The 21,827-nt window shown below is 69.1% G+C and carries 32 protein-coding genes and 2 tRNA genes; 13 read left to right on the top strand and 21 right to left on the bottom strand.

What is annotated here, in order from left to right:
* Positions 1-270 (top strand): hypothetical protein, encoded by a 270-nt coding sequence (locus EEJ31_RS11050; protein WP_123046348.1) that lies wholly within the window; start codon positions 1-3, stop codon positions 268-270.
* On the opposite strand, the gene EEJ31_RS11045 is transcribed toward EEJ31_RS11050, so the two are convergent.
* Both EEJ31_RS11045 and EEJ31_RS11040 read right to left on the bottom strand, forming a co-directional pair.
* Positions 267-1,511, bottom strand: a complete 1,245-nt coding sequence (locus EEJ31_RS11045) for a D-alanyl-D-alanine carboxypeptidase family protein (protein WP_158603949.1) — start codon at positions 1,509-1,511, stop codon at positions 267-269. The genes EEJ31_RS11050 and EEJ31_RS11045 overlap by 4 nt on opposite strands.
* A 22-nt stretch (positions 1,512-1,533) precedes the next feature.
* The gene (locus EEJ31_RS11040; protein WP_407643239.1) at positions 1,534-1,881 is read right to left on the bottom strand and encodes a metallopeptidase family protein; all 348 of its coding nucleotides are present in this window, start codon (positions 1,879-1,881) and stop codon (positions 1,534-1,536) included.
* A 193-nt stretch (positions 1,882-2,074) separates the two neighbouring features.
* Here EEJ31_RS11040 and EEJ31_RS11035 point away from each other — a divergent pair, with 193 nt between their 5' ends.
* From EEJ31_RS11035 to EEJ31_RS11025, 3 genes are all read left to right on the top strand, one after another.
* Positions 2,075-2,359 carry a helix-turn-helix domain-containing protein gene (locus EEJ31_RS11035; RefSeq protein ID WP_177243847.1) on the top strand — a complete coding sequence of 95 codons (285 nt, stop codon included), beginning with the start codon at positions 2,075-2,077 and terminating at the stop codon, positions 2,357-2,359.
* 83 nt (positions 2,360-2,442) lie between these two features.
* On the top strand, positions 2,443-2,736 hold the full coding sequence (locus EEJ31_RS13995; RefSeq protein ID WP_199727331.1) for a hypothetical protein: 294 nt from the start codon (positions 2,443-2,445) through the stop codon (positions 2,734-2,736).
* Between the two features lie 154 nt (positions 2,737-2,890).
* Positions 2,891-4,321, top strand: a complete 1,431-nt coding sequence (locus EEJ31_RS11025) for a sensor histidine kinase (RefSeq protein WP_123046345.1) — start codon at positions 2,891-2,893, stop codon at positions 4,319-4,321.
* 40 nt (positions 4,322-4,361) lie between these two features.
* Here EEJ31_RS11025 and EEJ31_RS11020 read toward each other — a convergent pair whose 3' ends face one another.
* The 3 genes from EEJ31_RS11020 to EEJ31_RS11010 all read right to left on the bottom strand — a co-directional run bounded on the left by EEJ31_RS11020 (position 4,362) and on the right by EEJ31_RS11010 (position 6,313).
* Positions 4,362-5,036: a response regulator transcription factor gene (locus EEJ31_RS11020; RefSeq protein ID WP_033107200.1), complete on the bottom strand. Its 675-nt coding sequence runs from the start codon at positions 5,034-5,036 to the stop codon at positions 4,362-4,364.
* 40 nt (positions 5,037-5,076) lie between these two features.
* On the bottom strand, positions 5,077-5,709 hold the full coding sequence (locus EEJ31_RS11015; RefSeq protein ID WP_016465075.1) for a VTT domain-containing protein: 633 nt from the start codon (positions 5,707-5,709) through the stop codon (positions 5,077-5,079).
* A gap of 85 nt (positions 5,710-5,794) precedes the next feature.
* Positions 5,795-6,313, bottom strand: coding sequence for a PepSY domain-containing protein (locus EEJ31_RS11010; RefSeq protein WP_016465076.1), 519 nt, complete (start codon positions 6,311-6,313; stop codon positions 5,795-5,797).
* Between the two features lie 197 nt (positions 6,314-6,510).
* Between EEJ31_RS11010 and EEJ31_RS11005 the strand changes: the two genes are divergently transcribed.
* Positions 6,511-7,341 (top strand): phosphatase PAP2 family protein, encoded by an 831-nt coding sequence (locus tag EEJ31_RS11005; RefSeq protein WP_033107199.1) that lies wholly within the window; start codon positions 6,511-6,513, stop codon positions 7,339-7,341.
* A 394-nt stretch (positions 7,342-7,735) separates the two neighbouring features.
* Here the strand turns inward: EEJ31_RS11005 and EEJ31_RS11000 are convergent, their stop codons facing one another.
* From EEJ31_RS11000 to EEJ31_RS10990, 3 genes are read right to left on the bottom strand one after another with little or no spacing between them, the layout of a single operon-like run.
* On the bottom strand, positions 7,736-9,196 hold the full coding sequence (locus EEJ31_RS11000) for a multicopper oxidase family protein (protein ID WP_123046344.1): 1,461 nt from the start codon (positions 9,194-9,196) through the stop codon (positions 7,736-7,738).
* Positions 9,196-9,462, bottom strand: a complete 267-nt coding sequence (locus tag EEJ31_RS10995) for an SHOCT domain-containing protein (protein WP_071645089.1) — start codon at positions 9,460-9,462, stop codon at positions 9,196-9,198. Before EEJ31_RS10995 ends, EEJ31_RS11000 begins: the two co-directional genes overlap by 1 nt.
* Before the next feature lie 49 nt (positions 9,463-9,511).
* Positions 9,512-9,913: a DUF302 domain-containing protein gene (locus EEJ31_RS10990; protein ID WP_016465080.1), complete on the bottom strand. Its 402-nt coding sequence runs from the start codon at positions 9,911-9,913 to the stop codon at positions 9,512-9,514.
* A gap of 150 nt (positions 9,914-10,063) precedes the next feature.
* Between EEJ31_RS10990 and EEJ31_RS14315 the strand changes: the two genes are divergently transcribed.
* Both EEJ31_RS14315 and EEJ31_RS13775 read left to right on the top strand, forming a co-directional pair.
* A complete protein-coding gene (locus EEJ31_RS14315; protein ID WP_123046343.1) occupies positions 10,064-10,687 on the top strand; it encodes a cytochrome c oxidase assembly protein in 624 nt (207 codons plus the stop codon).
* Between the two features lie 76 nt (positions 10,688-10,763).
* Positions 10,764-10,991 (top strand): hypothetical protein, encoded by a 228-nt coding sequence (locus tag EEJ31_RS13775; protein ID WP_143187273.1) that lies wholly within the window; start codon positions 10,764-10,766, stop codon positions 10,989-10,991.
* 180 nt (positions 10,992-11,171) lie between these two features.
* Here the strand turns inward: EEJ31_RS13775 and EEJ31_RS10980 are convergent, their stop codons facing one another.
* From EEJ31_RS10980 to EEJ31_RS10955, 7 genes are all read right to left on the bottom strand, one after another.
* On the bottom strand, positions 11,172-11,453 hold the full coding sequence (locus tag EEJ31_RS10980) for a YgaP-like transmembrane domain (RefSeq protein WP_016465082.1): 282 nt from the start codon (positions 11,451-11,453) through the stop codon (positions 11,172-11,174).
* Positions 11,450-11,827 (bottom strand): thioredoxin family protein, encoded by a 378-nt coding sequence (locus tag EEJ31_RS10975; protein WP_016465083.1) that lies wholly within the window; start codon positions 11,825-11,827, stop codon positions 11,450-11,452. The genes EEJ31_RS10980 and EEJ31_RS10975 overlap by 4 nt, the downstream gene beginning before the upstream one ends.
* 45 nt (positions 11,828-11,872) lie before the next feature.
* Positions 11,873-12,238 (bottom strand): rhodanese-like domain-containing protein, encoded by a 366-nt coding sequence (locus EEJ31_RS10970; protein ID WP_016465084.1) that lies wholly within the window; start codon positions 12,236-12,238, stop codon positions 11,873-11,875.
* A 25-nt stretch (positions 12,239-12,263) separates the two neighbouring features.
* Positions 12,264-12,533 carry a sulfite exporter TauE/SafE family protein gene (locus EEJ31_RS14220; protein WP_267897623.1) on the bottom strand — a complete coding sequence of 90 codons (270 nt, stop codon included), beginning with the start codon at positions 12,531-12,533 and terminating at the stop codon, positions 12,264-12,266.
* A 14-nt stretch (positions 12,534-12,547) separates the two neighbouring features.
* On the bottom strand, positions 12,548-13,039 hold the full coding sequence (locus EEJ31_RS14215; protein WP_267897622.1) for a sulfite exporter TauE/SafE family protein: 492 nt from the start codon (positions 13,037-13,039) through the stop codon (positions 12,548-12,550).
* Positions 13,040-13,061: 22 nt separating this feature from the next.
* A complete protein-coding gene (locus tag EEJ31_RS10960) occupies positions 13,062-14,474 on the bottom strand; it encodes an MBL fold metallo-hydrolase (RefSeq protein WP_123046342.1) in 1,413 nt (470 codons plus the stop codon).
* 175 nt (positions 14,475-14,649) lie between these two features.
* On the bottom strand, positions 14,650-14,835 hold the full coding sequence (locus EEJ31_RS10955; RefSeq protein ID WP_016465088.1) for a hypothetical protein: 186 nt from the start codon (positions 14,833-14,835) through the stop codon (positions 14,650-14,652).
* Between the two features lie 98 nt (positions 14,836-14,933).
* Between EEJ31_RS10955 and EEJ31_RS10950 the strand changes: the two genes are divergently transcribed.
* Positions 14,934-15,218, top strand: coding sequence for a metal-sensitive transcriptional regulator (locus EEJ31_RS10950; protein WP_016465089.1), 285 nt, complete (start codon positions 14,934-14,936; stop codon positions 15,216-15,218).
* A 162-nt stretch (positions 15,219-15,380) separates the two neighbouring features.
* Here the strand turns inward: EEJ31_RS10950 and EEJ31_RS10945 are convergent.
* Positions 15,381-15,453, bottom strand: a tRNA-His gene (locus EEJ31_RS10945).
* Positions 15,454-15,495: 42 nt separating this feature from the next.
* The gene (orn, locus tag EEJ31_RS10940) at positions 15,496-16,116 is read right to left on the bottom strand and encodes an oligoribonuclease (RefSeq protein WP_123046341.1); all 621 of its coding nucleotides are present in this window, start codon (positions 16,114-16,116) and stop codon (positions 15,496-15,498) included.
* 56 nt (positions 16,117-16,172) lie between these two features.
* Between orn and EEJ31_RS10935 the strand changes: the two genes are divergently transcribed.
* The 4 genes from EEJ31_RS10935 (at position 16,173) to EEJ31_RS10915 (ending at position 18,564) form a co-directional block, all read left to right on the top strand.
* Positions 16,173-16,433: a thioredoxin family protein gene (locus EEJ31_RS10935; RefSeq protein ID WP_123046340.1), complete on the top strand. Its 261-nt coding sequence runs from the start codon at positions 16,173-16,175 to the stop codon at positions 16,431-16,433.
* 74 nt (positions 16,434-16,507) lie between these two features.
* Positions 16,508-16,969 carry a GNAT family N-acetyltransferase gene (locus EEJ31_RS10930; protein WP_123046339.1) on the top strand — a complete coding sequence of 154 codons (462 nt, stop codon included), beginning with the start codon at positions 16,508-16,510 and terminating at the stop codon, positions 16,967-16,969.
* 363 nt (positions 16,970-17,332) lie between these two features.
* Complete coding sequence (locus EEJ31_RS10920) at positions 17,333-17,761, top strand: ester cyclase (RefSeq protein ID WP_123046337.1); 429 nt, start codon at positions 17,333-17,335, stop codon at positions 17,759-17,761.
* Positions 17,762-17,910: 149 nt separating this feature from the next.
* Complete coding sequence (locus EEJ31_RS10915; protein WP_123046336.1) at positions 17,911-18,564, top strand: dihydrofolate reductase family protein; 654 nt, start codon at positions 17,911-17,913, stop codon at positions 18,562-18,564.
* Positions 18,565-18,608: 44 nt separating this feature from the next.
* Here the strand turns inward: EEJ31_RS10915 and EEJ31_RS10910 are convergent.
* Positions 18,609-18,680, bottom strand: a tRNA-Arg gene (locus EEJ31_RS10910).
* A gap of 159 nt (positions 18,681-18,839) precedes the next feature.
* On the opposite strand from EEJ31_RS10910, the gene nadE reads away from it, so the two are divergent.
* Entirely contained in the window at positions 18,840-19,661 is an 822-nt protein-coding gene (nadE, locus tag EEJ31_RS10905) for an ammonia-dependent NAD(+) synthetase (RefSeq protein ID WP_123046335.1), read from the top strand.
* Positions 19,662-19,668: 7 nt separating this feature from the next.
* Here the strand turns inward: nadE and EEJ31_RS10900 are convergent, their stop codons facing one another.
* The 3 genes from EEJ31_RS10900 to mgrA form a co-directional block, all read right to left on the bottom strand.
* Complete coding sequence (locus EEJ31_RS10900) at positions 19,669-20,400, bottom strand: hypothetical protein (RefSeq protein WP_123046334.1); 732 nt, start codon at positions 20,398-20,400, stop codon at positions 19,669-19,671.
* A 66-nt stretch (positions 20,401-20,466) separates the two neighbouring features.
* Complete coding sequence (locus tag EEJ31_RS10895) at positions 20,467-20,697, bottom strand: DNA mismatch repair protein (RefSeq protein WP_123046333.1); 231 nt, start codon at positions 20,695-20,697, stop codon at positions 20,467-20,469.
* Positions 20,698-20,761: 64 nt separating this feature from the next.
* A complete protein-coding gene (gene mgrA / locus EEJ31_RS10890) occupies positions 20,762-21,769 on the bottom strand; it encodes an L-glyceraldehyde 3-phosphate reductase (protein ID WP_123046332.1) in 1,008 nt (335 codons plus the stop codon).
* Positions 21,770-21,827: the final 58 nt, after the last annotated feature.

The following is a 21,827-nucleotide window of genomic DNA, read 5'->3' as shown; positions in this document are numbered from 1 at the left end:
ATGAGTCCTGAGGCACATCACGCAGAGTACATCGCCGAGTTCATCGACGGCCCCCTCGAGGGCGACACGGAGAAGCGCGCGCTGGTCGACGGCAAGCAGGAGCCGGAGATCACGATGATGGCGCTCGTCGACGGCCTGGAATCGATGTTCTGGTACTACGAGGTGGACACGCGTGACGTGCAGGGTGAGCTGCACGCGCGGTACACGTTCAACGCCCCCGAGAGCGACCCGTCGGTGTCGGACGACGACCAGAAGCTCGACGCCGTCTAGTCGTTCGAGCGGGAGCCGATCAGCTCCCTGAGGATCGGGATGGGGTGCAGCAGCCGCCAGCCGAGCCCCGGATCGCCGATGCTGCGATCGAGCACCAGCGGCGACGACACCGACCGGCCGTCGAGGTCTACGCTGGCGTGACCCACCGTGCTTCCGGCTCGCCGGGTCGTCACGGGGTCGGTCTTGACGGTGGGCGCCGGAACGGCCCCGCCCACCCACGCCAGGCGCGTCTTCGCTGTCTTGACCACGGCTCGCGCCGACTGGTCCCAGGCGGTGTCATACCGCGCGTATGCGGTGCCCTCGGCGAGGATCGGCTGCTGCCGCACACCTGCCGTGGCACTCTTCATGAGCGCGGTGAGGTCGGCGGTGAGGGTGTCGTAGTCGGGCTCGCCGACGATCGCGCCCGCGAACGAGAACGGTTCGCCACCCGCGTCGACGGTGGCCGTGAACAGAAAGCAGACGCCCGCGGCATCCGTGTAACTGCGTGAGATGCCGGTGATGCCCTGCTCGGGCAGGTAGGCGGTGGTGTTCTGCACGCCGCGCCGGTCTGCCAGCGCTGAGGCGGGCTGCGACAGGATCTCCGAGATGACCGGGTGCGCCGAAGCCAGGACGGCCAGGCGGGCGAGATCGGCGCCGGTGCCGGCGCTGTCCTCGTCGAGGCCTGTGGCGTCGGCGACGCGCGTGCCGGTGAGGCCGTTCGCCGCCAGCCAGGCGTTCGCCTTCTCGAGGTAGGCATCCACCGAGCCGAAAGCCCAGCGGGCGATCGTGTCGGCGTGGTTGTTGCTGGAACCCAGGACCAGGGCCTGCAGCAGCTCCCGCTCCGTCCAGTTCTCGCCGGGGAACACCGCGACGGTGCGTGCTCCATTGTTGGCGTAGTCGATGTAGGACTGGTAGTCCTCGGCCGTCATCGCAACGGCGGGGCCCTCGGCGCCGGGCTCGAGCGGCTTGCTTCGCAGCACGACGAGGGCTTCGACCAGCTTCGCAGCGGATGCCATCGGCAGCGCGTCGTCGACGCCCGCGGTCGCGAACGGCTCGTCTCCGGCGCCTCGTACCAGTGCGCTCGCCCCGTGGGCGGGAAGCACCGGCGGCGCCGGGCTCGCCGGAGGAGGAGCGGGGGAGAGGAGAGTGAGCTCGGCGGCGGGCAGGGGTCCGAGCAGGGTCGCCGGGCCGTAGATGCCGGCGCCGAGGATGACGAGCGCGCCGAGGGCGATCCCGAGGGAACGTCCGAACCGCGCTGTCATCTGCTCAGGGTACCGCTCGAGCTCACGCCCACCCGAGTTCGTGCAGCCTGTCGTCATTAATCCCATAGAAATGGGCGATCTCATGCACGAGCGTGATGTGGATCTCGTCGCGCAGCTGCTCGATCGACGCGCACGCCGCCAGCAGCGGCTCCCTGAACAGCACGATGCGGTCGGGAATCTCCCCGAAGCCGTACTGCTCCCGTTCCGTCAGGGCCACCCCGTCGTACACGCCGAGGAGGTCGAGGCTGCCGTCCTCCGGGCGATCCTCGACCACGAAGATGACGTTGTCGAGGCCGTCCACCATGTCGTCGGGCAACAGGTCGAGTTCGTCGATGACGAGGCGTTCGAACTCCTCGGCAGCCATCTGCATCATGGAGTTCTCCTTGGGGTGCCTGGGTAGCACGTTCGGCAACTCCTCCCCGAAGACGAAGACCCTAGTCAACCGCATGAATCGTGGTGTGTACGAGGTCTCGCGGCGTCCCCTGAGTAGCGCTCCGAGGGACGATCGGGGGCCAGTCGTAAGGACTGTCGAGACGGCTCAAACTTTTCTGACCGCTGCTGAGGTGGACGCTCTCGTGGGCGACTACCTGGCCGGGATGGGCGTCAAGCACCTCGCGGAGCGGTACGGAATCCATCGTGCCACGGTGTTCTCCCACCTCCGTCGTCGCAACGTACCGAGCCGTCGGCCCGGGCTCGGCATTGATGAGAAAGCGGAGGCCGTGCGCCTTGCGCGAGCGGGAGTCTCGATGCGGGCGATCGGTCGCCGGATGGGTGTCCACCGCACGGCCGTGCGAGCGGCGCTGGTCGAGGCTGGGCTCATCATGGACGACGCCAGCGACGGTTCATAACGCACCTCCGCGCCGCTGATCCCCCAGGGCTGTCGGCGCACGTCGTCGGTGACGAACGCCGAGAGGAACCGACGATGCCGAGCTTGAGTGAACTGGCGACCGACGAACGAACGGCGCGAATGGCGCGGTCTATGCTCGTCGAACCCAACGATCCGGTGATGGGCCGCATCCTGGCTCGCCTCGGAGCTGTTGAGCCGCTCGCCGAACGCGATGGAGCGGTGGTGCGCCTCGCCGTGGATGCGCAGGTCTGGCGCGCCCGTTTCAGCGCACCGGAGGCGAAGGACGTGGCTATGAGCATCGCCCAGGTTCAGCAGTCTGACGTCCGAGCGCCGTCTCGATCGTCGACGCCGATTCGGGACCGGATGAGCTGGACCTAGCCGCAACCGACTACGAGGTGCCCGCGTCCATTGGCTGAGCGGCACGGCGGACCGCTGCCGATCCGGGCCGACCTGGCCACCTGAGAGCGCTCTCAGGCGCGAGCACACCGCTGAATCGGCTGGGATATCGTTCGGCCATGGCAAGGGCGGAGCGATGAATCACGGCACCAGCACGAGCTCGTCTCGCGCGCCGGAGCCGCTGCGCGGCGTCATCGGGGTTCGAGCCCGAGCAGCGCTGGCCGCCACCATCATCGTCGCCGTCGCGCTCGCGCTGGGTTCGGCGGCGCTCGTACTGCTGCTGCGGCGCTCGTTGAGCGCGAGTGTCGAGGCGTCGGTGCAGGACCGCGTCGAGGAGGTCTTCGTCGAGCTCGAGGCGATCCCGGCTGGAACGAGCGCCGACGCGCTGGCGCGGTCGCTAGGGTCGACCGCGCAGAGCGCGTCGCGCCAGGGCACGGTCGTGCAGATCCTCACCGCCGACGGCGACGTGGCGAGCCAGTCGGCCGACCTGGAAGGTGAGCCTGCGCTCGGCCAGCCCCTCGACCCCGCCGACGGGATCGTCTGGGACGATGCGACGCTGCCGGTGGAGGAGGAAGAGGCGTACCGAGTCGCGCGCGCCGCCATCGGGACGCCGACCGGGACGTACACCGTCCTCGTCGCGCAGTCGCTCGAGTCGGTGGACGAGAGCACGGCCGCAGTGCTGCCGCTGCTGGCGATCGGCTACCCCATCCTTGTGCTCGTCGTCGCTGTCTCGACGTACTGGCTCGTTGGTCGCTCGCTGCAGCCGGTGGAGGCCATCCGTGCGAAGGTGGCCGCGATCGGCGGACGGCAGTTGACCGAGCGCGTGCCCGTCCCCGCGGCGCAGGACGAGATCGGCCGGCTGGCCGTGACGATGAATGGGATGCTGGGGCGGCTGGAGGCGGCTCAGCTCTCGCAGCGGCGGTTCGTCGCCGACGCCAGCCACGAGCTGCGCAGCCCGATCGCCACGATCAAGGCGATGGGGGAGACGGTCGTCGCCCATCCCGACGGGGCGCTCTCTGGGACCGCCGCGGAGGCTTTCGTCGAGGAGGCGACACGGATGGAGCGGCTCGTGAACGGGCTGCTGCTGCTCGCCCGAGCTGACGAGCGGGGGCTCGCCCGAGAGCAGCATGACGTCGACCTCGACGATCTGCTCGCGGCCGAGCGCGACCGCATCCGCTCCACCACCGCCTTGACGGTCGAGGCGAGGATCGAGGCGGTGCGCGTCTCTGGGTCGTCGCCTCAGCTGGCCCAGGCCGTCCGGAACCTCGTCGACAATGCCGTGCGGCACGCGCGCGAGGTGGTGGCGCTGAGTGTGCGAGCCGAGGACGGCATTGCCGTCATCGAAGTGCGCGACGACGGGCCGGGCATCCCCGCCGCCGACCGGGAGCGCGTGTTCGACCGCTTCGTGCGGCTGGACGAGAGCAGGGCCCGCGACGAGGGCGGCACCGGACTCGGCCTCGCGATCGTCAAGGAGATCGTGCTCGCTCACGGCGGCAAGGTCGAGGTCGTCGACAGCGGCACCGGAGCTGCGCTGCGCGTCACGCTGCCGCGGCAGCGCGAGGCGTGACGCCGGGCGTGACGACGCGGACGGACCCGGACTCGAGAGGTCAGTCCCGAGCTATGAGTCGATAGCCGACACCGCGCACCGTCCTGATCGATGTGCGTCCGAACGGCTGGTCAATCTTCTTCCTCAGGTAGCCGATGTAGACCTCCACCACGTTGTGGTCGCCCTCGTAGGCCGCGTCCCAGACCGCCTCCACGATCTGCGTCTTCGTGGCGACCTCGCCGGGGTGCCGCATCAAGAACTCGAGCAGCCCGAACTCCCGCGGCGTGAGCGCGATCTCCGTCCCGCCGCGCTCGACGCGGTGGCGCACCGGATCCAGCGAAAGGTCGCCCACGCTGAGCGCGACCGGCCGCTCCGGCGCGCCGCGGCGCACGAGCGCTCGCAGCCTCGCGACGAGCACGATGAACGAGCACGGCTTGATCAGGTAGTCGTCGGCACCCAGGTCGAAGGCATCCGCCTGGTCGTATTCTCCGTCCTTCGCCGTCAGCATCAGCACGGGCGTCCAGATGCCGGCTGCGCGCATGCCCTCGCACACCTTGTAGCCGTTGAGGCCCGGCAGCATGATGTCCAGCACCACGACGTCGTACTGCTGCTCCTTGGCCTTCCACAGTCCGTCGATGCCGTTGTCGGCCCAGTCGACGCTGAACGCCTCGGCGATCAGCCCGTGTCGGACCGCCTCGGCCAGCCGTCGTTCGTCCTCCACAAGCAGCACCCGCATGCGTTCCATTGTGACTGCCGCGCTCCACTCCCGTGGTCGTTCAGTCCGCGTCGCGCAGGCGTGCCGCTCGGCGAGCGCGCACCACCTCGATCACCAGCGGGACGACAGAGATCGCGACGACCGCAAGGGCGATGGCGTCGACGTTGTGCGCGACCCGCGGCACGCCGCCGAGCCACCGCCCGGCGAGCACGGCGATCGCGACCCACGCGACCGCCCCGAGCACGTTCCAGAGGACGAAGGTGCGGTACGGCAGGCGGGACATTCCCACGACCGGTGGAACGAAGGTGCGCGCGATCGGCACGAAGCGAGCCAGCACGAGCGCTCTCGCGCCGTGCTTGAGGAAGAACGCGTCCGCCTGCTCGAGATATGAGGACTTGAGGATCCTCGCGTCAGGCGAGAACAGCCGCCGACCGTAGCGCCGACCCAGCAGGTAGCCGATCTGATCGCCGGCAATGGCTGCGGCCGCCGCGACGACCAGCACGAGCGGGATGGGAAGGCCGAGCTGCGGGCTCAGCAGTCCGGCGGCGAACAGCAGGCTGTCGCCCGGCAGGAAGGGGAACAGCAGTCCCGTCTCGACGAAGATGATGGCGGCGAGGGCGAGCAGCACCCACGGCCCTGCTCCGGTGAGGAGCGAGACCGGGTCGAGCAGGCCTGCGAGGAAGACGTCGGGCACGTGTGATTCTCCTGATTCATCGGACTGACGCTGAGCGTGCGACAGCGCCGGCGGAGCGCGTTGCTCCGCCGGCGGTGGTCGGGGGTCAGGTGTTGGGGTCTTCGGCGCCGTTCTCGCCCGTCTCGTCCTGCTGCTCGGTGCCGTTCTCGGTGGCCTCGTCGGTGCACTCGGGCTCGTCAGCCTCCTGCGCGAGCACGCTCGCGTCGCCGGCGTCGACCTTGACCTCGATCACGGAGCCGTCGGCCGCGGTCACCTGGACCTCGTAGACGACGTAGCCGTTCTCGTCCTCGAGCGTCGCGTCGCCGGCGGTGCCGGGCACCGCTGCGAGCGCTGCTGCCGTCGCCTCCTCGGGCGTGACCGTGGCGAGGCTCTGCAGGCTCGCGGCCTCGTCGGCCTCGGACAGCTCCGTGTCGGTGCCGTCGGGGGAGGTCGCGTCCTGCGGCGCCTGCACGGTGCCCGTGTACGACGGTTCCTGCTCGTCGGTCGCCGAGGACGACGGCTGCGTGCTGTCGGGGTTCGCCGCCATGGCGAGGCCGGCTCCACCGAAGGCGAGCGTCGTGGCGATGATGCCGGTCACGGCTGCCTTCTTCTTGAGGTTCTTCATGGTGTGCTCCTGTTCGGTTTCCGAACCCTTGCCGGTCCGGGCCGACCCGGTGATCGAGTCGATGTGATGAGACTCCCGGTCCGGCACTGTGGCGACTCTGAGACCACCTGAGAGCGCTCTCAGGTGCGAGCGCCGCAGGCGTGCTCGATCGGGAACGCCGTGCCAGGATCGCTCCAGGCCGGCGGACAGGAGCATCGATGCAGCGGGATCGCGAGGACCCGAAGCAGACGGGTCCCGACGCGGAAGTCGAGGTCGAGCGCCACCTGGGCACGAAGGATCTGACCCGTTGGCCGTCGCGCGCCGGCCGGGTCGGCGCTTTGATGGTCCACCGCCTGAGCGAGCTGCTCGGGCCTCACGCGGCTCTCGTCCTCATCCTGGCGGTCGGCGCGGTGGTCGCAGCGCTCGCGACGCTCGCGGCGGCCTGGGTCTACGACGCGGTGACAGAATCCGACGGCGTCGCAGGCTTGGACCGTCCGGTGCTCGCGGCGTTCGTGACGGTTAGGTCGCCGTGGCTCGATACGGCGGTGACGTGGTACACGAACATCGGCGGCGTGATCGTGATGCCGATCATCGCCGTGCTCGCCATCGTCGTGCTGACGCTGCGTCGCCGCAACTGGGCGCCGGTTCTGATCATCGGGGCCGCGGGCGTGGGATCGCTGCTGATGACGGTCGTCGGCAAGGGACTCGTCGCGCGGGTGCGGCCGGGGTTCAACGACGCCGTGCCACCGTTCGAGCATTCGCCCTCGTTCCCAAGTGGGCACACGCTCAACGCCACAGCGATTGCGGGCGCGATCGCCTACATGCTGCTCCTGCGGCAGTCGAGCCGTGTCGTCCAGGTCGCGACCATCGCCGTGGCCGTGGTGTTCGCCGTCAGCATCGGCATCAGCCGCATCTACCTCGGCCACCACTGGTTCACCGACGTGCTCGTCGCATGGATGTTGGGAGTGGGCTGGCTCGCGGTCGTCATCACCGCGCACCGGCTCTATCTCACCGCGCGGCATCGACAGCAGACAGCCCTTGCGACGTAGCGCTCGCGCACCCGTTCGGCCTGCTCGGGCGTCAGCTTGCAGGGGATGTGTGCTGAAGTGCCCGCGTCCGTCGTCGGGTAACGAAGAAGGCGCGGATTGCGCGCCCGTCGTCATCGTGGCCGAGTTGTGCAGCCAGTTCGGCGGGGGGTCATGGGCATGGCATGCGCTGAGGGTACCCCGCGAAGGGCTGCACGCTCGAGAGCTGGCCTCGGTGCCCTGTAAGCGTGCTGGGCAGGCGCTGATGAGGGAGCCCACGCAAGTGACTGATTGGAGAGTGGGGACGGAAATAGGTCCGTCGCCCACCGGACTTGAACTGGTCGAACGCTCCGGCTATCGATCGACTCGTCGTCTTCGGTGAGGTAGCGAACCTCGGTGTCCAGCAGCTGGCCGCCGCTCATGCAGCCTTGACCGTTCCCATCATCCCTAGGTCCTCGTGATCGAGGATGTGGCAGTGGTAGACCGTGAGGCCCGTGAACCGTGCGAAGTCGATGCGCACCACGACCGAGCCCTGAGCCGGGACGTTCACGACGTCCCGCCACTGGGTGCCGTCGATCGCCGATCCGTTCACCTGGATCAGCTGCATCGGCCAGACGTGCAGGTGGAACGGATGATCCATCGGCGTGGGGTTGCGGATCGTCCACTCCTCCACGGTCTCCGCGCCGACGCGCTGATCGATGCGCCCCGCGTCGAATGCGCGCCCGTCGAAACCCAGGGCCATCATCCCGCCCTGCTGCGGCATGCCCATCCCCATGGTCATGGTGAAGGAGATCTCGCGCAGCGCGTCGGGAGTGCGGGAGCGCAGGTCGGCGTCGGGCGCGCGCGGGGGCACGGCGGGCAGCACCGCGGCGTCGGGCCCGCGAACTTCGACGAAGGCGAGCAGCGCCGGGCCGGAGGAGCTGCCCCCGCCGGCCATCATCCCGCCCATCATGGCGGCGCCCCGGTCGTAGCCGAGTGTGCGCAGCTGGGCACTTCCGGCCTGCATCGTCACCAGGAGATCCGCCCTGTTGCCGGGAGCCAGCAGGACCTCATCGACGGCGCGGGGCCGCGGTTCGTGCCCGGAGTCGATGCCCAGGAGCTCCAGCCGCTGACCAGGCAGCGCGAGTCGGAGGTAGCGCGCCGTGCAGGCATTGACGATCCGCCAGCGCTCCCGCTCCCGCGGCCGCGCGACGATCTCGGGCAGCAGTTGACCGTTGACCATCAGGAAGTCGCCCTCCCGGCCCATCATGCGATCTGCCTCCGAAGCGGCAGCGACGGCTCCGCCGGCGAACGAGATGTCCGAGATCACGAGCACCCGCTCGCGGGCGACCGGGAGCGCGTCGCCTTCGACCACGATGGCACCGAAGAGGCCGCCGAAGATCTGATCGGCGACGTTGCCGTGGTGGTGGGGGTGATACCAGAACACGCCGCTGGGGTGGTCGGGAGGAAGGTCGAAGCGGTAGTCGAACACCTCGCCGGGTGCGAGGCTGATGAGGGGATTGTCTCCGTTCCCTGTCGGGGAGACGTGGAGCCCATGCGTGTGGAGATTGGTCGGCTCGCGAAGACGGTTCTCGAGGCGGACCTCGATGCGGTCGCCCGGGCGCACGCGCCACGTCGAGGCCGGGACGCTGCCGTTGTAGCCGAGCACGAGCGCCCTGCGGCCGGCTATCTCGTTCTCGTGCTCCGCGGCGACCAGCTCGGTGCGGAGCACGCCCCCGCGGCTTCGCAGCGAGCTCGGCTCGGCCAGCGGCCCGGAGGGCGTTGCATCGGGCGAGGTCCAGGGCAGACCCGTGCTGCTGAGCCCGAGCCCACCGACTACCACGCCCGCGGCGCCGCAGGCGCCCAGCAGCAGAGCCTGGCGGCGGGTGATCGGCTCCATCAAGGAGCGTCGCGCAGGCGTGCGACTCGCTCGTCGTACTCAGCGTGGTCGATCTCGCCACGCGCGTAGCGCTCGTCGAGAATGGCGCGCGCCGATCCGCCTCGCGGCTCCGGTGGCCGGTGGCCTCCGCGGTTCAGACCGCCGGTCGCGAGCCGCACCGTCAGGACGACGAGCGCCGCGATGCCCGCGATCATCAAGAGCAGGAACACCCACCCCATTCCGGGGCCCATGCCGCCCCAGTTGCCCATGCCGCTCCAGTTGCCCATCAACATGCTTCGACCTCCCCGTTCTCGTGCTTAAGGCGCAGTCGCGCCGTCACTCGTTGCCGCTGCCGACTTCGGCCAGCGCTGCGCCCAGGCGGTCCGCCGCTTCGTCTGCGACCGCTCGCAGCGCCTCGTTCCCGGTGACGCCGACCATGACCTTCGGGTCGAGCGCCTCGACGACCGACGTACCGTCGCCGGCGTCGCGCACCGTGACGTTGCAGGGGAGTAGCAGTCCGATGGACTCCTCCGCCTGGAGCGCGCGGAGCGCGAGCGGAGGATTGCACGCGCCCAGGATCACCTGCGGGGGCATGTCGACATCGAGCTTCGCCTTGAGCGTCGCCGCCATGTCGATCTCGGTCAGCACGCCGAATCCCTGCGTGGCGAGCGCCGCGCGGATCGCGGTGACCGTTTCGTCGAAGGGGAGGGCGACTGTCGTGGTGATGCCGTAGCTCATGACTTGCTCCAAGCGACTCGGGGCGGGCGGGAGTCGGCCGAAGGCTTGTGCCGGCACGATCCGCGGTCCCCGCTGATGCATCCAACTATACCCCCAGGAGTATTCGAGAACAAGAGTGGATGAGCGAGGGCGGCGCCCGCCGACCCGCGTCTGTCCATCCAGGCGAGAGGCGACACGCGAGCCGTCACCGCAGCGTGTCTCAATGCCGGCGGACTGTGGCAGATCTATTCGACACCCCTGGTCGGCTGGATGCAGTCCGGTTCGCTGGTGCACGTGGCGGTCCACGCCCACCTGCTCCTCGCGGGCTACCTCCTGACGACCGCGGCCATCGGCCTCGACTCGACACCGCATCGAGCGCCTCACCTCATCACCGCAGTCGCACCCCTCGCCACGATGGCGTCGCACAGCATCCTCGCCAAGACGCTCTTCGCCACTCCTCCCGACCTGTATGCCGTCGGTGACGTGCAGCCGGCGCGCAGCTCACGTACTACGCGGGCAGCTGATCGAGGCCGCGATCGTGGCGCTCTTCTGCGCGCGCTGGTACCGAGAAGCCGGACGTCATGCGTCCCGCCGGCGGCCCGGCGGCGTGGCGGTAAGCCAAGTGCGCTGAGCTCCCCGGCGGAGGGAGCCGTCACCGGAGCGGCAGGACGCCGCGGCCCGGACCGGCGATCGAGTCGCTTCAAAGAGACCGCGTCGTACCGGTGCATGCCGCGCCATCGCTCTCCGATTCGCGGTGGAGCGTCTTGGACGTGGTGTCGGAGCCGGGAGTGTTAAGGACGTCCGGACGAGCGCAGAATGCCTCGGGCGCCATGGGGATCTGAGCGTCCGCCGATAGCCAGGATCCGTACCCGTGCAACCCTGGGCGCATGTCGATGCCGTCCCCCATTGCATGCCGCGCGCCGCGCGAGCCGAGGCGGGGGAGCTGCTGCCGTATGACGTCGCGTGGAATGCCGCCGGCGGGCTACTGCTCCTCGCCGGCGTCGCCTGGACGATCGCGCTGGCGCGCCGCGGACACCGCGCAGCATCCGCACCGCCAGCCGGAGCGGATGCGGTGACGGCATCGGATCGTGGCCGATGAACTGATCCTGCTCGGCCGCGCTGGCGGGCCGATCTGCACGCGAGCTCGCCGCGGCGTTGGCGCGAGTGCGTCTCGGCGCACTGCGCCGGAGCCCTCGTCATCGGAACCGACGGCCCACGACACGTCCTCGACGACTAGCAATCGGCGAGGCAGCACGAGGGGGCGGCTGAAGCCTGCGCTCTAGCGGGGGCCTCGCTGGTCGAGCGGCTGGCGGGCTTCGGGGATGCCAAGCGTGTTGTGCTCTGCGGCGGTGGCACTGACTCGCGCGAGCAGCGATGCCGGGCACCAGCCGCGGACTGCGCCGGTGAGGAGGAGCGCAGCGCCGAGCGTGGCGGCGATGGCGAGCGGCGCGTCGTGCAGGTTGCTGAGCGCGAACGCGCCGGTCAGCGCGCCGACAGCGGCCTGCACGACGCGTTCGATGCTTCCCGGAGCGCAGACCGGGGCGCGGCGGCGGGAAGTCACGGCGCCTCGGCGGCTGCGCGCTGCTCGGCGACCTGGCGGCGCACGTCGTCCATGTCGAGCGCGCGGACGCCGGCGATGAGGCTGTCGAGCTGGGCCTGGCCCAGCGCGCCGGGCTGCGAGAAGACGAGGATCCCGTCGCGGAAGGCCATGAGCGTCGGGATGGACGTGATGCGGAACGCCGCGGCCAGCTGCTGCTGGTCCTCGGTGTCGACCTTACCGAACACGATGTCGGTGTTCGACGCGGCAGCTCGGTCGAAGACGGGCGCGAAGCTGCGGCAGGGGCCGCACCATGCCGCCCAGAAGTCGAGGAGCACCATGCCGTCGCCGGCGATGGTCGAGTCGATCGTTTCGATGGTGATGTCACGCGTGGTCATGTTCGGGGTTGCTCCCTGGATCGGTGATGGTCGGATGGGCCGGCGTCAGCGCCCGATTGCGAGGCCGGTCGCCGCTGACGCGCTCTTGAGCGCGCCGAGGTCGGTGACGTCCGCGAAGCCGGCCTCGCGCATGAGCGCGACCGCCTGTGCTGACCGGCTGCCGGACCTGCAGTGGACGAAGTAGGGCGCATCAGGGTCGAGCGAGGGCAGTGCCGCGGCGAGGTCGCCGTTCGACACGTCGAGGAGGACCGCGCCGTCGAGGTGACCGGATGCCAACTCGGGCGCGGTGCGCACGTCGATGACGACGGCGTCCGCTGGAGCTGCGACGCTGCCAGGGGGCGTCGATGCGCAGCCTGTCGTGACGGCGGCGAGCGCGAGGCCGGCGAGGCCGGCGAGCTGGGTTCTGGTCATGGTGTTCTCCGGTGAGCGGTGTCGTTCAGGTGAGCGGGAGGTGGAGCGCGAGCTGCTGCACGAGCAGCGCGACGGCCACGCTGAGCACGAGCACCGCGAATCCGGTGCGCAGTGCCCGTTCGGGGATGCGGCCGGTGAGCGCCGAGCCGAGGAAGGAGCCCGCCACGGCGATTGCGGTGAACGGCAGCACCAGCGCCCAGGGGATGTCGGGGAGTGCTGGTTGGGCCGCGAGCCCGGCGAGCGATTGCATCGCGATGACGAGCAAGGATGTGCCGATCGCGGCCGACGCGGGCAGGCCGGCGAGCAGGATCAGCGCGGGGACGATGAGGAAGCCGCCCCCCCCGCGCCGACCAGCCCGGCGAGTGAGCCGACAACCGTTCCGAGCACGAGGACGAGGGCGATGCGCGGCCGAGCGGGCTCCGCCCGGTCGTGACGCGGGCGCCGGCGAAGCATCGCCACCGCGGCGGCGATCATCGTGCCGGCGAGCAGCACCATGAGCACGCCTGGGGGCAGCGTGCGGCCGAGCAGCCCGCCGACGAGCGCGCCGACGACACCGGCCGCTCCGAAGACTACCCCGACACGCCAGCGCACGCGGCCCGCGCGAGCGTGCTGCAGCAGTCCGAGGGCGCTCGTCGTGCCGACGATGAGCAGTGACGACGCGATGGCGGCTCGCGGCTCCACGCCGCCGACGGCGGTCAGGATGGGCACGGCGAGGATCGAGCCGCCGCCGCCCAGCAGGCCGAGGCTGATGCCGACCAGCAGGGCGAGCGCAAGAACGGCGATGGTGGCGGTCGGCGTCATCGGGCGCCTCGATCCTCGGCGGTCAGCTGGTCGCCGGCTCGCGCCCGGTTGTCTGGAGCCACCCGAGGTAGGAGCCGTCGAGCTCGACGACGTCGACGCCGGCCCGGCGCAGTGCGCTGGCGACGACGCTGTTGCGCACGCCGCTCTGGCAGTACGTCACGACGGTGCCGTCCGCGGGCAACTCGTCGAGGTGCCACAGCGCGCGGCCGCCGCTGAGGTGCGCGGAGCCGGGGATGTGCCCGTCGGCGTGCTCGGAGCTGCCGCGCACGTCGACCAGGTTCACGTCGGCGAGGCCGTCGAGCTCCTCCGGCTGCAGCAGTCGGGGCTGCACCAGCTCGAGCCCGTCGAGGGAGCGGATGAAACCGTCGACGGCGTCGATGCCGACCCGCACGAGGTGGTCGCGCATCCGCTCCGCCTCCTCGCGGTCGTCCGCGAGGAGAACGAGCGGCCGGTGCTCCGCCTCCGAATCGTAGACCCACGCCCCGTAGGTCGCGGCCTTCGCTGCGCCCGGGATGTTGAGGGAACCGACCACGGTGCCGTCGTGCACCTGCCGGCGGTCCCGAGTGTCCACCAGGATCGCGAGGTCGCGCTCCAGGAGGTGCTGCACCTCCGCAGTGGACCGCTCGGGGAGCGGTGCGCGGGGGTGGAGCACCGCGGGGCCGGTGCGGTTCTGGGACTTCATTCGGGCGAAGTACGCGTGGGCGTCGGGCTGGCCGGAGAGTAGCTCGTCGACGAAGCCTTGCTCGTCGTCGGCGGCGAGGTAGGGAGCCCACCACGAGAAGGCGCGCTCGTAGCCGACGGTCGTCGCCGCGATCGCGCCGAGCGACTTGCCGCACGCGCTGCCGGCACCGTGCGCTGGCAGCACCTGGACGTAGTCGGGCAGTGTCAGGAAGCGGTCGCGCAGGCTCGCGAAGAGTTGGTGAGCGCCCTCGAAGCGGGTGTCGACGCCGCCGGCCGCCTCGTCGAGCAGGTCCGGTCGGCCGACGTCGCCGACGAACACGAAGTCGCCGGTGAGCATGAAGCCCGGCTCCTGGGCCTGCGCGCCGTCGGTCACGAGGAACGACAGGTGTTCGGGCGTGTGGCCGGGGGTGTGCACCGCTCGCAGCGTCACGTTGCCGACGACGATCTCGTCGCCGTCGTGCATCCGGTCGGCGTCGTCGAAGCCGGTGCCGTAGGTCCAGTCGGGTCCGCCCTCGTCGGAGACGTGCATGCGGGCACCGGTGCGCGCCGCGAACTCGCGGGTGCCTGAGAGGTAGTCGGCGTGGATATGGGTCTCGGTGACGTGCGCGATGCGCAGGCCGTGCTTGTCGGCCAGTCGCATGTACTCGTCGACGTCGCGGCGGGGGTCGATCACGATCGCCTCGCCGGTCGCCTGGCAACCGATGACGTAGCTCGCCTGTGCGAGGTCCTCGTCGTAGATGCGCTCCAGCAGCATGATGCTCTCCTTGTTCGTCGTCGTCGTCGTTGTAGTCGTCAGCAGTGGCAGCGGTCGGCCGCCGGGACGCCCCCGAGGGCCTCCTCGACGTGCTGGCCGCATCCGGCCCAGCTCGGCTTGCCGCAGCGGTCGCAGGTGATGCGTGCGCACATGGTGATGTCCTCTCGTCAGTGGATCAGCGGCCGAACAGGCGCGCGAGGAAGCCGGGTCGCGAGGCCTTCGCCTCATCGATGTCGCGCTGCGTGTGCCGGCCGGGGCACCAGTCGGATGCCGGGACCGTGCGGCGCACGTCGTTCACGTGCTGGCCGCAGCCAGCCCAGGTCGTCTTCCCGCAGATGTTGCACTTCGCGGCTCTGCACATCTCGCCCTCCTGGCGGTGTCGATGAAGGTTGAATACCCCGGGGGGTATCCAAACTATACCCTGGGGAGTATGGTGGATGTCAACCCAGGAGGAATCCGATGAGCATCAGCCCAGACATCGTCGCGGCGCACGACCCGGAGGCGAAGCGCAAGATCGTGAATCGGCTGCGGCGCGCGCACGGCCAGCTGGCAGCCGTCATCGCTGCGGTCGAGGACGAGGCCCACTGCCGCGACGTCGTGCAGCAGCTCTCCGCAGTGTCGAAGGCCGTCGACCGGGCTGGCTTCCTGGTGGTCGCCGGTGCCCTGAAGGAGTGCCTAGCCGAGGAGCCGGGCGACGGCGAGCGCATCGACGAGCTGGAGAAGCTCTTCCTCTCGCTCGCTTAGAGATTCCGGCGGGCGTCTCCGTGCCTCGGTAAGCACGCCGAGCAAGTGTGGCCCTCGCCATGCTTTTCCCTGGTGGGCCGCCGAGGCAAAGAAATAGGGCCAGGTGCGAACTTCCTCCAAGGGTGGTCCCTTGGTCGAAAGTTCACACCTGACCCGTCTGTGGGTGAGTAACGGGGCTTGAACCCGCGACCTCCTGGACCACAACCAGGCGCTCTACCAACTGAGCTATACCCACCATGCGCGCTCCCCACTCGGAGGAGGCAACTGAACGATTCTATTACATGGTTGGGGCGAACGCGTCCACCACGGCGGTTGACACCGATTTTGCCTCATCGCTCGTGGGGCCAGGGTCGGCGACGAAGATCGCCTGCCGGTAATACGCCAGTTCACGAATGGATTCGAGGATGTCGGCCAGCGCCCGGTGGCCGCCGCCCTTGGCGGGCGCGTGGAAGTACGCGCGGGGGTACCAGTGCCGGGACAGCTCCTTGATGGAGGAGACGTCGATGTTCCGGTAGTGCAGGTGCCCGTCGAGGCGCGGCATGAATTTGGCGAGGAAGGCGCGATCCGTGCCGATCGAGTTGCCCGCCAACGGGGCCTTCTGCTCGTTGGGCACGAACTTGAGCACGTATTCGAGCACCTGGAACTCGGCCTCGGCAACGCTCACACCGTGGGGGATCTCCTCGATGAGGCCGGAGCTGGTGTGCATCTCGCGCACGAAGTCGCCCATGTTCTCCAAAGCGGATGCGTCGGGCTTGATCACGATGTCGATGCCGGGGTCCACGAGGTTGAGGTCGTAATCCGTGATCACGACCGCGATCTCCACGAGTTCGTCGGCGTCGAGGTCCAGGCCGGTCATCTCACAGTCGATCCACACCAACCGGTCACTGCTGTTCGTCATGCGTCGAGTCTATCCTCGGCCCCTGACAGCGCCCGGGCGGCCTACACTGTGAGGTCATGGAGCTCACCCTGTTTTCCTCGGCGTTCTGCGAGCCGTGCATCCAGACCCGGGCCGTGCTCGCCGAAGCGGCCAGGCTCGTGCCGCAGGCCACGGTGCGCGACATGGACGTCGCGCGGTACGTCGACGAAGCCGAGGCCGCAGGCATCCGTTCGACCCCCACCGTCCTGGTGAGAAACGCCGACGGCGAGGAAGTGTTCCGCGCCACCGGCGTGCCCACGCTCGCGCAGGTGCTGGTCGCCGCCGCGAAAGCGCTGTGATACCACCCGAATGGCGCCGCCGCAGCCGGCATCTCCGTCATACGCCGGAAACACGGCGACGCGACAATGGAGCGGTGACGATACAGATAGCTCGGGCGGACTTCAACGACGCGCGCCTTGCCGCGTTCTTGCAGGATCATCTCGATGAACTTGCTCCGACCGCACCGGCCGAGAGCCAGCATGCGTTGAATCTTGCCGAGTTGAGGGCAGCGACAGTCCGACTCTGGGTTGCCCGTGAGGGCGACGACGTGATCGGCACGGGTGCGTTGGCGACTCTTGAACCCCGCCACGAGGAGTTGAAGAGCATGCGCACCGATCCGGTCAGGCGCGGCATCGGCGTGGCCACCCGTCTACTCGACCACCTGCTCGACGATGCTCGCGCCCGCGATATCCAGCGCATCTCATTGGAGACGGGAAGCATGGAGTTCTTTGCGCCCGCGCGCGCCCTCTACGCCAAAGCGGGCTTCGTTCCATGCCTCCCCTTCGGCTCCTATGGGCTCGATCACAACAGCGCGTACATGACGCTGAGGCTGTGACAGGCCGTCGCACGTTCCGGACCGAGTGCGTCACTGTACCTTCACGCGCCTCAACCTGGTCCGCGGGATCGTCAAGGTCGTGATCGCGCTGGGACTGGGTGTCCTCGGCGTTGGATTCCTCCAGGCCGGATTCACCTTCGGCTGGGCCTTCTTTCCTCTTGCCGGCTCACAATCGCTCATTGTGGCGTTCTACGCGTGGAGCGTCCTCAAATATCGCCGACGCACGATCCGCTGCGCGATGCGTTGCGTAGAGGAGGTGCCGGACGAAAGCTCTTGTCCGACGACGGAGTAGTGGTCAAGCTGGATGTGGCAGCCACTTCCGGGTTGCGGCCGTGCGCGGCTCGTGCGGGACAAGGAGGAGTAATGGGTGATGCGGATGACCTGCGGGAGGCATACGGACGCTTCATTGCGGCACTCGAAGCGAACGACGCCGATGCCCTGGCGGCAATCGTCAGCCCGGACATCGTGGACCACGATGCACTCCCGGGGCAGGCGCCCGGACGTGAGGGCGTCGTGCGCTGGATGCGTGGGATGCACGCAGGACTATCGGATCTCAGCGGCGTGGTCGAGGACACCGTCGTGGAGGGAGACAAGATCGCGAGCCGGATCACGTGGCGAGGAACACATGTGGGGTCGTTCCTCGGTCTGCCGGCGACCGGTAAGTCCGTGAGCCTCGGCTCCATGCACCTGCTCCGTTTCGAGAACGGCCTCGCCACCGACTGGTGGGGCGTGCCCGATCTCTATGGCGCGCTCACCCGCCTCGGCGCCACGTTCGAGCTGCCGCCTGCCTGACGATCAGCGAGCCAGAGCTTGCGCGCAAAGAAGATCTCTTCATGCGGCAGAGATTGGCACGGGAAGCTACTCGCCACGGCAGTGCCAATTGATAAAACCGAAAGCGCTTCCTAAAGTGAGTGCAGCCGCAACCAATCCCTGGAGGTCCCGTGTCGAAGGTCCGCGTCCACAATTTCGCCGTCTCCCTCGACGGCTTCGGCACCGGTGAAGGCCAGACGCTCGAGGCCCCGTTCGGACACGCCGGCACGCGCCTGATGGGGTGGGCCTTCGGAACCCAGACGTTTCGTGGCATGGGCGTCGGAGGTCCAGGCGAAGGGTCGCACGGCGTGGACGAGGCGTTCGCGAGCAACTGGGCCGACGGCATCGGCGTTGAGATCATGGGGCGCAACAAGTTCGGCCCGCAGCGAGGGCCCTGGGAGGACGAGGACTGGAAGGGCTGGTGGGGCGACGAGCCTGTCTTCCATACGCCCGTCATCGTTCTCACCCATCACCCGCGCCCTTCAGTGCAGATGGAAGGCGGCACCACGTTCCACTTCCTCGACGCCGGACCCGCCGCAGCACTCGAGCAGGCGCGCGCTCTCGCCAACGGCCTCGACATCCGCATCGGCGGCGGCGCGACGACCGTGCGTCAATTCCTTGAGGCCGACCTCATCGACCGGATGCACGTCGTGCTCGTTCCCATCGTGCTCGGCCGGGGTGAGCGGCTCTGGGACGGGCTGGAGGGCCTGGAGGAGCGCTTCGACATCGAGGCAACGCCGTCGCCGTCCGGCGTGGTTCATCTGACCTTCACCCGGCGCTCGTAGCCTGTCGAACTCGGCCAAGCCGAACCGAGGCCACAGCCACGTAGTCCCCCCGGAGGGATTCGAACCCCCGGCCGTGCGGGTAGAAACCGCGTGCTCTTCCGCTGAGCTACGGGGGGAGGCACCAGCCCATGCTAACCAATGCTAGACACCTGAGCTACGGAGGCGGGCGTACCGAGTCTAATGCGTGGGCCGTTCACCGACGGCGACCGGTTGCCCGTCTGCTGGGCAGCGGATGTCGTCCTTGGCGGACGCGCGCCCTTTGGTAGATTCGGGGAATGCGCGACCTGCAGGCACGAATCATCGCCGACCTCCACGTGTCACCCACGATTGACCCGCGGACCGAGATCGAGCGGCGCGTCGCGTTCCTCGCCGACTACCTCCGCAGCACGGGCGCCAGTGGCCTCGTGCTGGGCATCAGCGGCGGACAGGACTCCACCCTCGCCGGCAGACTCTGCCAGCTGGCGGTTGAGGACTTGGCGGCTGACGGAGTCGAGGCGCGTTTCCTCCCCGTGCGTCTGCCGTACGCCGTACAGCGCGATGAAGACGACGCGCAACTCGCCTTGCGTTTCATCCGGGCCAAGCAGGCCGTGACCTTCAACATCCAGCGCGCCGTCGATGGCTTCGAGGCCGAATACGCCGACAGCATGGGCGAACCGTTGACGGACTTCAACAAGGGCAATGTGAAGGCCCGGGCGCGCATGATCGCCCAGTATGCGATCGCCGGTCAGACGGGCGCCGTGGTGGTCGGCACCGACCATGCCGCTGAAGCCGTCACAGGTTTCTACACGAAGTTCGGCGACGGTGGCGCCGACGTGCTGCCGCTGTCGGGCCTCACCAAACGCCAGGGTCGCTCACTGCTGAAAGAGCTGGGCGCGGATGAGCGCCTCTACCTCAAGGTGCCGACAGCCGACCTCCTCGACACGAACCCCGGCCAGACCGACGAGGCGAACCTGGGCCTCAGCTACGACGACATCGACGCGTATCTCGAAGGGCACGATATCGACCCCGCGGCGGCCGAGTCCATTGAAGCGCGCTACCTCAGCACGAGGCACAAGCGAAACCTGCCCGTGGTGCCGGCCGACACCTGGTGGCGGTGAGGAGGCCTCAGGCCGGGAGTACGGGTGCCGAGTGGCTCCCGGCGCCGGTGGGGCGCACCTCGAGTGCTTCCACATCGTCGATGAGGCGCTGGGTCGCCTCGTGCGGCGCCTCCTCGTTGCCGAGCGGCGCCGGCGCGGCGGAGCGGGAGCGTGCCGGGCTGAGAAGATTCGTCTCCGGAGCGCGGTCGTCGCGCGCCTGCCGCGGCGTCCAATCCTCCTGCTCCCCGAGCAGTGCGGCGGGGGAGGGACGCGTGGTGCCCTGCGACTGCCACCGCTCAAGGTCGGACTGGAAGACCTTGCGGGTCTTGCCCGGCTTCGCCTGCCAGTCCAGGAGCCGGTCGCGGAACTCGTGGAGCACGGCGTCGCTCTGGTAACCGAACGCGCCGGAGGTCAGCCGGATCTCGGCCAGCTGGTGTGAGGCCCATTCGGCCGCGAGGGCGGACCCGCGCACGGGAAGCAGGCGCAACTGGATGTCGGCCTGTCCGGCTGCCCGGTCGACCAGCAGCTGCTCCTGGGGGCTGAGCGAGTTCCAGCTGGACATCTCGATTGCGGCGTCGACCAGCGTCGCGATGACGGCGGCCTGCTGCTCGCGGTCGCGCTGGCGCACCAGCGACTTGATCGCGCTCCGCGACGCCCAGGTCGCGAGCACACTTGCGACGACGAGCACGACAGCACCGAAGAGAACCGGAAGCGAGTCGGCATCTGTGAACCACTGGACGAAGCTATTCCACCACTGCATGTGCCGAACTGTATCCCCAGCGTGCGGGATCGCCGCGGAAGCCAGGCGGTGTGCCGCATGTCGCCCCTAGCGGAAGCAGTCCACCGCGTCCTCCACGCGCCAGAACAGGCCGAGGTCGTAGGTGCGGGTGGCGGCGACAAGGCGCCGGGCGGCGAACCGGTCGCCCGCGGCATCCGTTCTGCGTTCGACGTGCCCGAGCACCGCACCCGATCGGTCGAGGACGCGCCAGAGGCCGTCTTTGACGGGCACCAGTGTGCAGCTGCCGATGGTGCGCGGGGTGGTGAGCGTACGGTTCACGTCGGACCTCCGAAGTGGATGGCGGGTGTTGCGTCGACCGTAACGCCCGCCACCGACACGCCGGCTACCGCTTGGCAGTCCCGTGCACCGCGTAGGGCTCGATCGCGGCGATCTCCTGCTCGTCGAGCGGGGAGGCGTCGAGGGCGGCGATGTTCTGCTCGAGTTGCGCCACGCTCGACGCGCCGACGAGAACGGATGTCACGGCCTCCTGGCGCAGGATCCAGGTGAGGGCCAGCTGCGCCAGGCTCTGTCCGCGGCCGGCGGCGATGTCATTGAGCGCCCGCGCCCGCTCCAGGTACGTCGGGCTCAGTGCCTTGGTGGTCAGGAACCGGCTGGTCGCAATACGGGAGTCGGCGGGCACGTCGCCGCTGAGGTAGCGGTCGGTGAGCAGGCCCTGGGCAAGCGGGGAGAAGACGATGCTTCCCATTCCCAGCTTCTCGAGCACGGGGAACAGGCCCTGTTCGATGTGGCGATCGAACATGTTGTAGCGCGGCTGGTGGATCAGGAGCGGCACGTTGTGCTCGGCCAGGGCGGCGGCTGCGGCCTCCGTCTGCTCCGGCTCGTAGTTGGAGATGCCCACGTACAGCGCCTTGCCCTGGTGCACCGCCGTGGCGAGGGCGCCCATGGTCTCCTCGATGGGCGTGTCGGGGTCGAAACGGTGCGAGTAGAAGATGTCGACGTAGTCCAGGCCCATGCGGCCGAGGCTCGCGTCGAGCGACGACAGCAGGTACTTGCGCGATCCGCCGTCACCATAGGGGCCCGGCCACATGTCATAGCCGGCCTTGGTCGAGATGATGAGCTCGTCGCGGTATCGACGGAAGTCCTGCGCGAAAATGCGGCCGAAGTTGCTCTCCGCCGAGCCGGGGGGAGGGCCGTAGTTGTTGGCCAGGTCGAAGTGAGTCACGCCGAGGTCGAACGCGCGACGGAGGATCGCCCGCTGCGTCTCCCGGGACCGCTCGTCGCCGAAATTGTGCCAGAGGCCGAGCGAGAGTGCCGGCAGCACCAGCCCGCGCTTTCCGCACCGCCGGTACGGCATCGAGTCATAACGGTTTTCGTCAGCGATGAAGGTCATGGGGCCACTGTAACCGGATGCGCCCTGCCGGCGCCCGCTCGGCTTCCTCCCCAAGCAC

It is taken from the genome of Cryobacterium tepidiphilum, from assembly GCF_003716325.1.
Lineage (GTDB): Bacteria > Actinomycetota > Actinomycetes > Actinomycetales > Microbacteriaceae > Cryobacterium > Cryobacterium tepidiphilum.
Note: the sequence above shows the minus strand (reverse complement) of the source record. Positions and strands in the feature narration are given on the sequence as shown.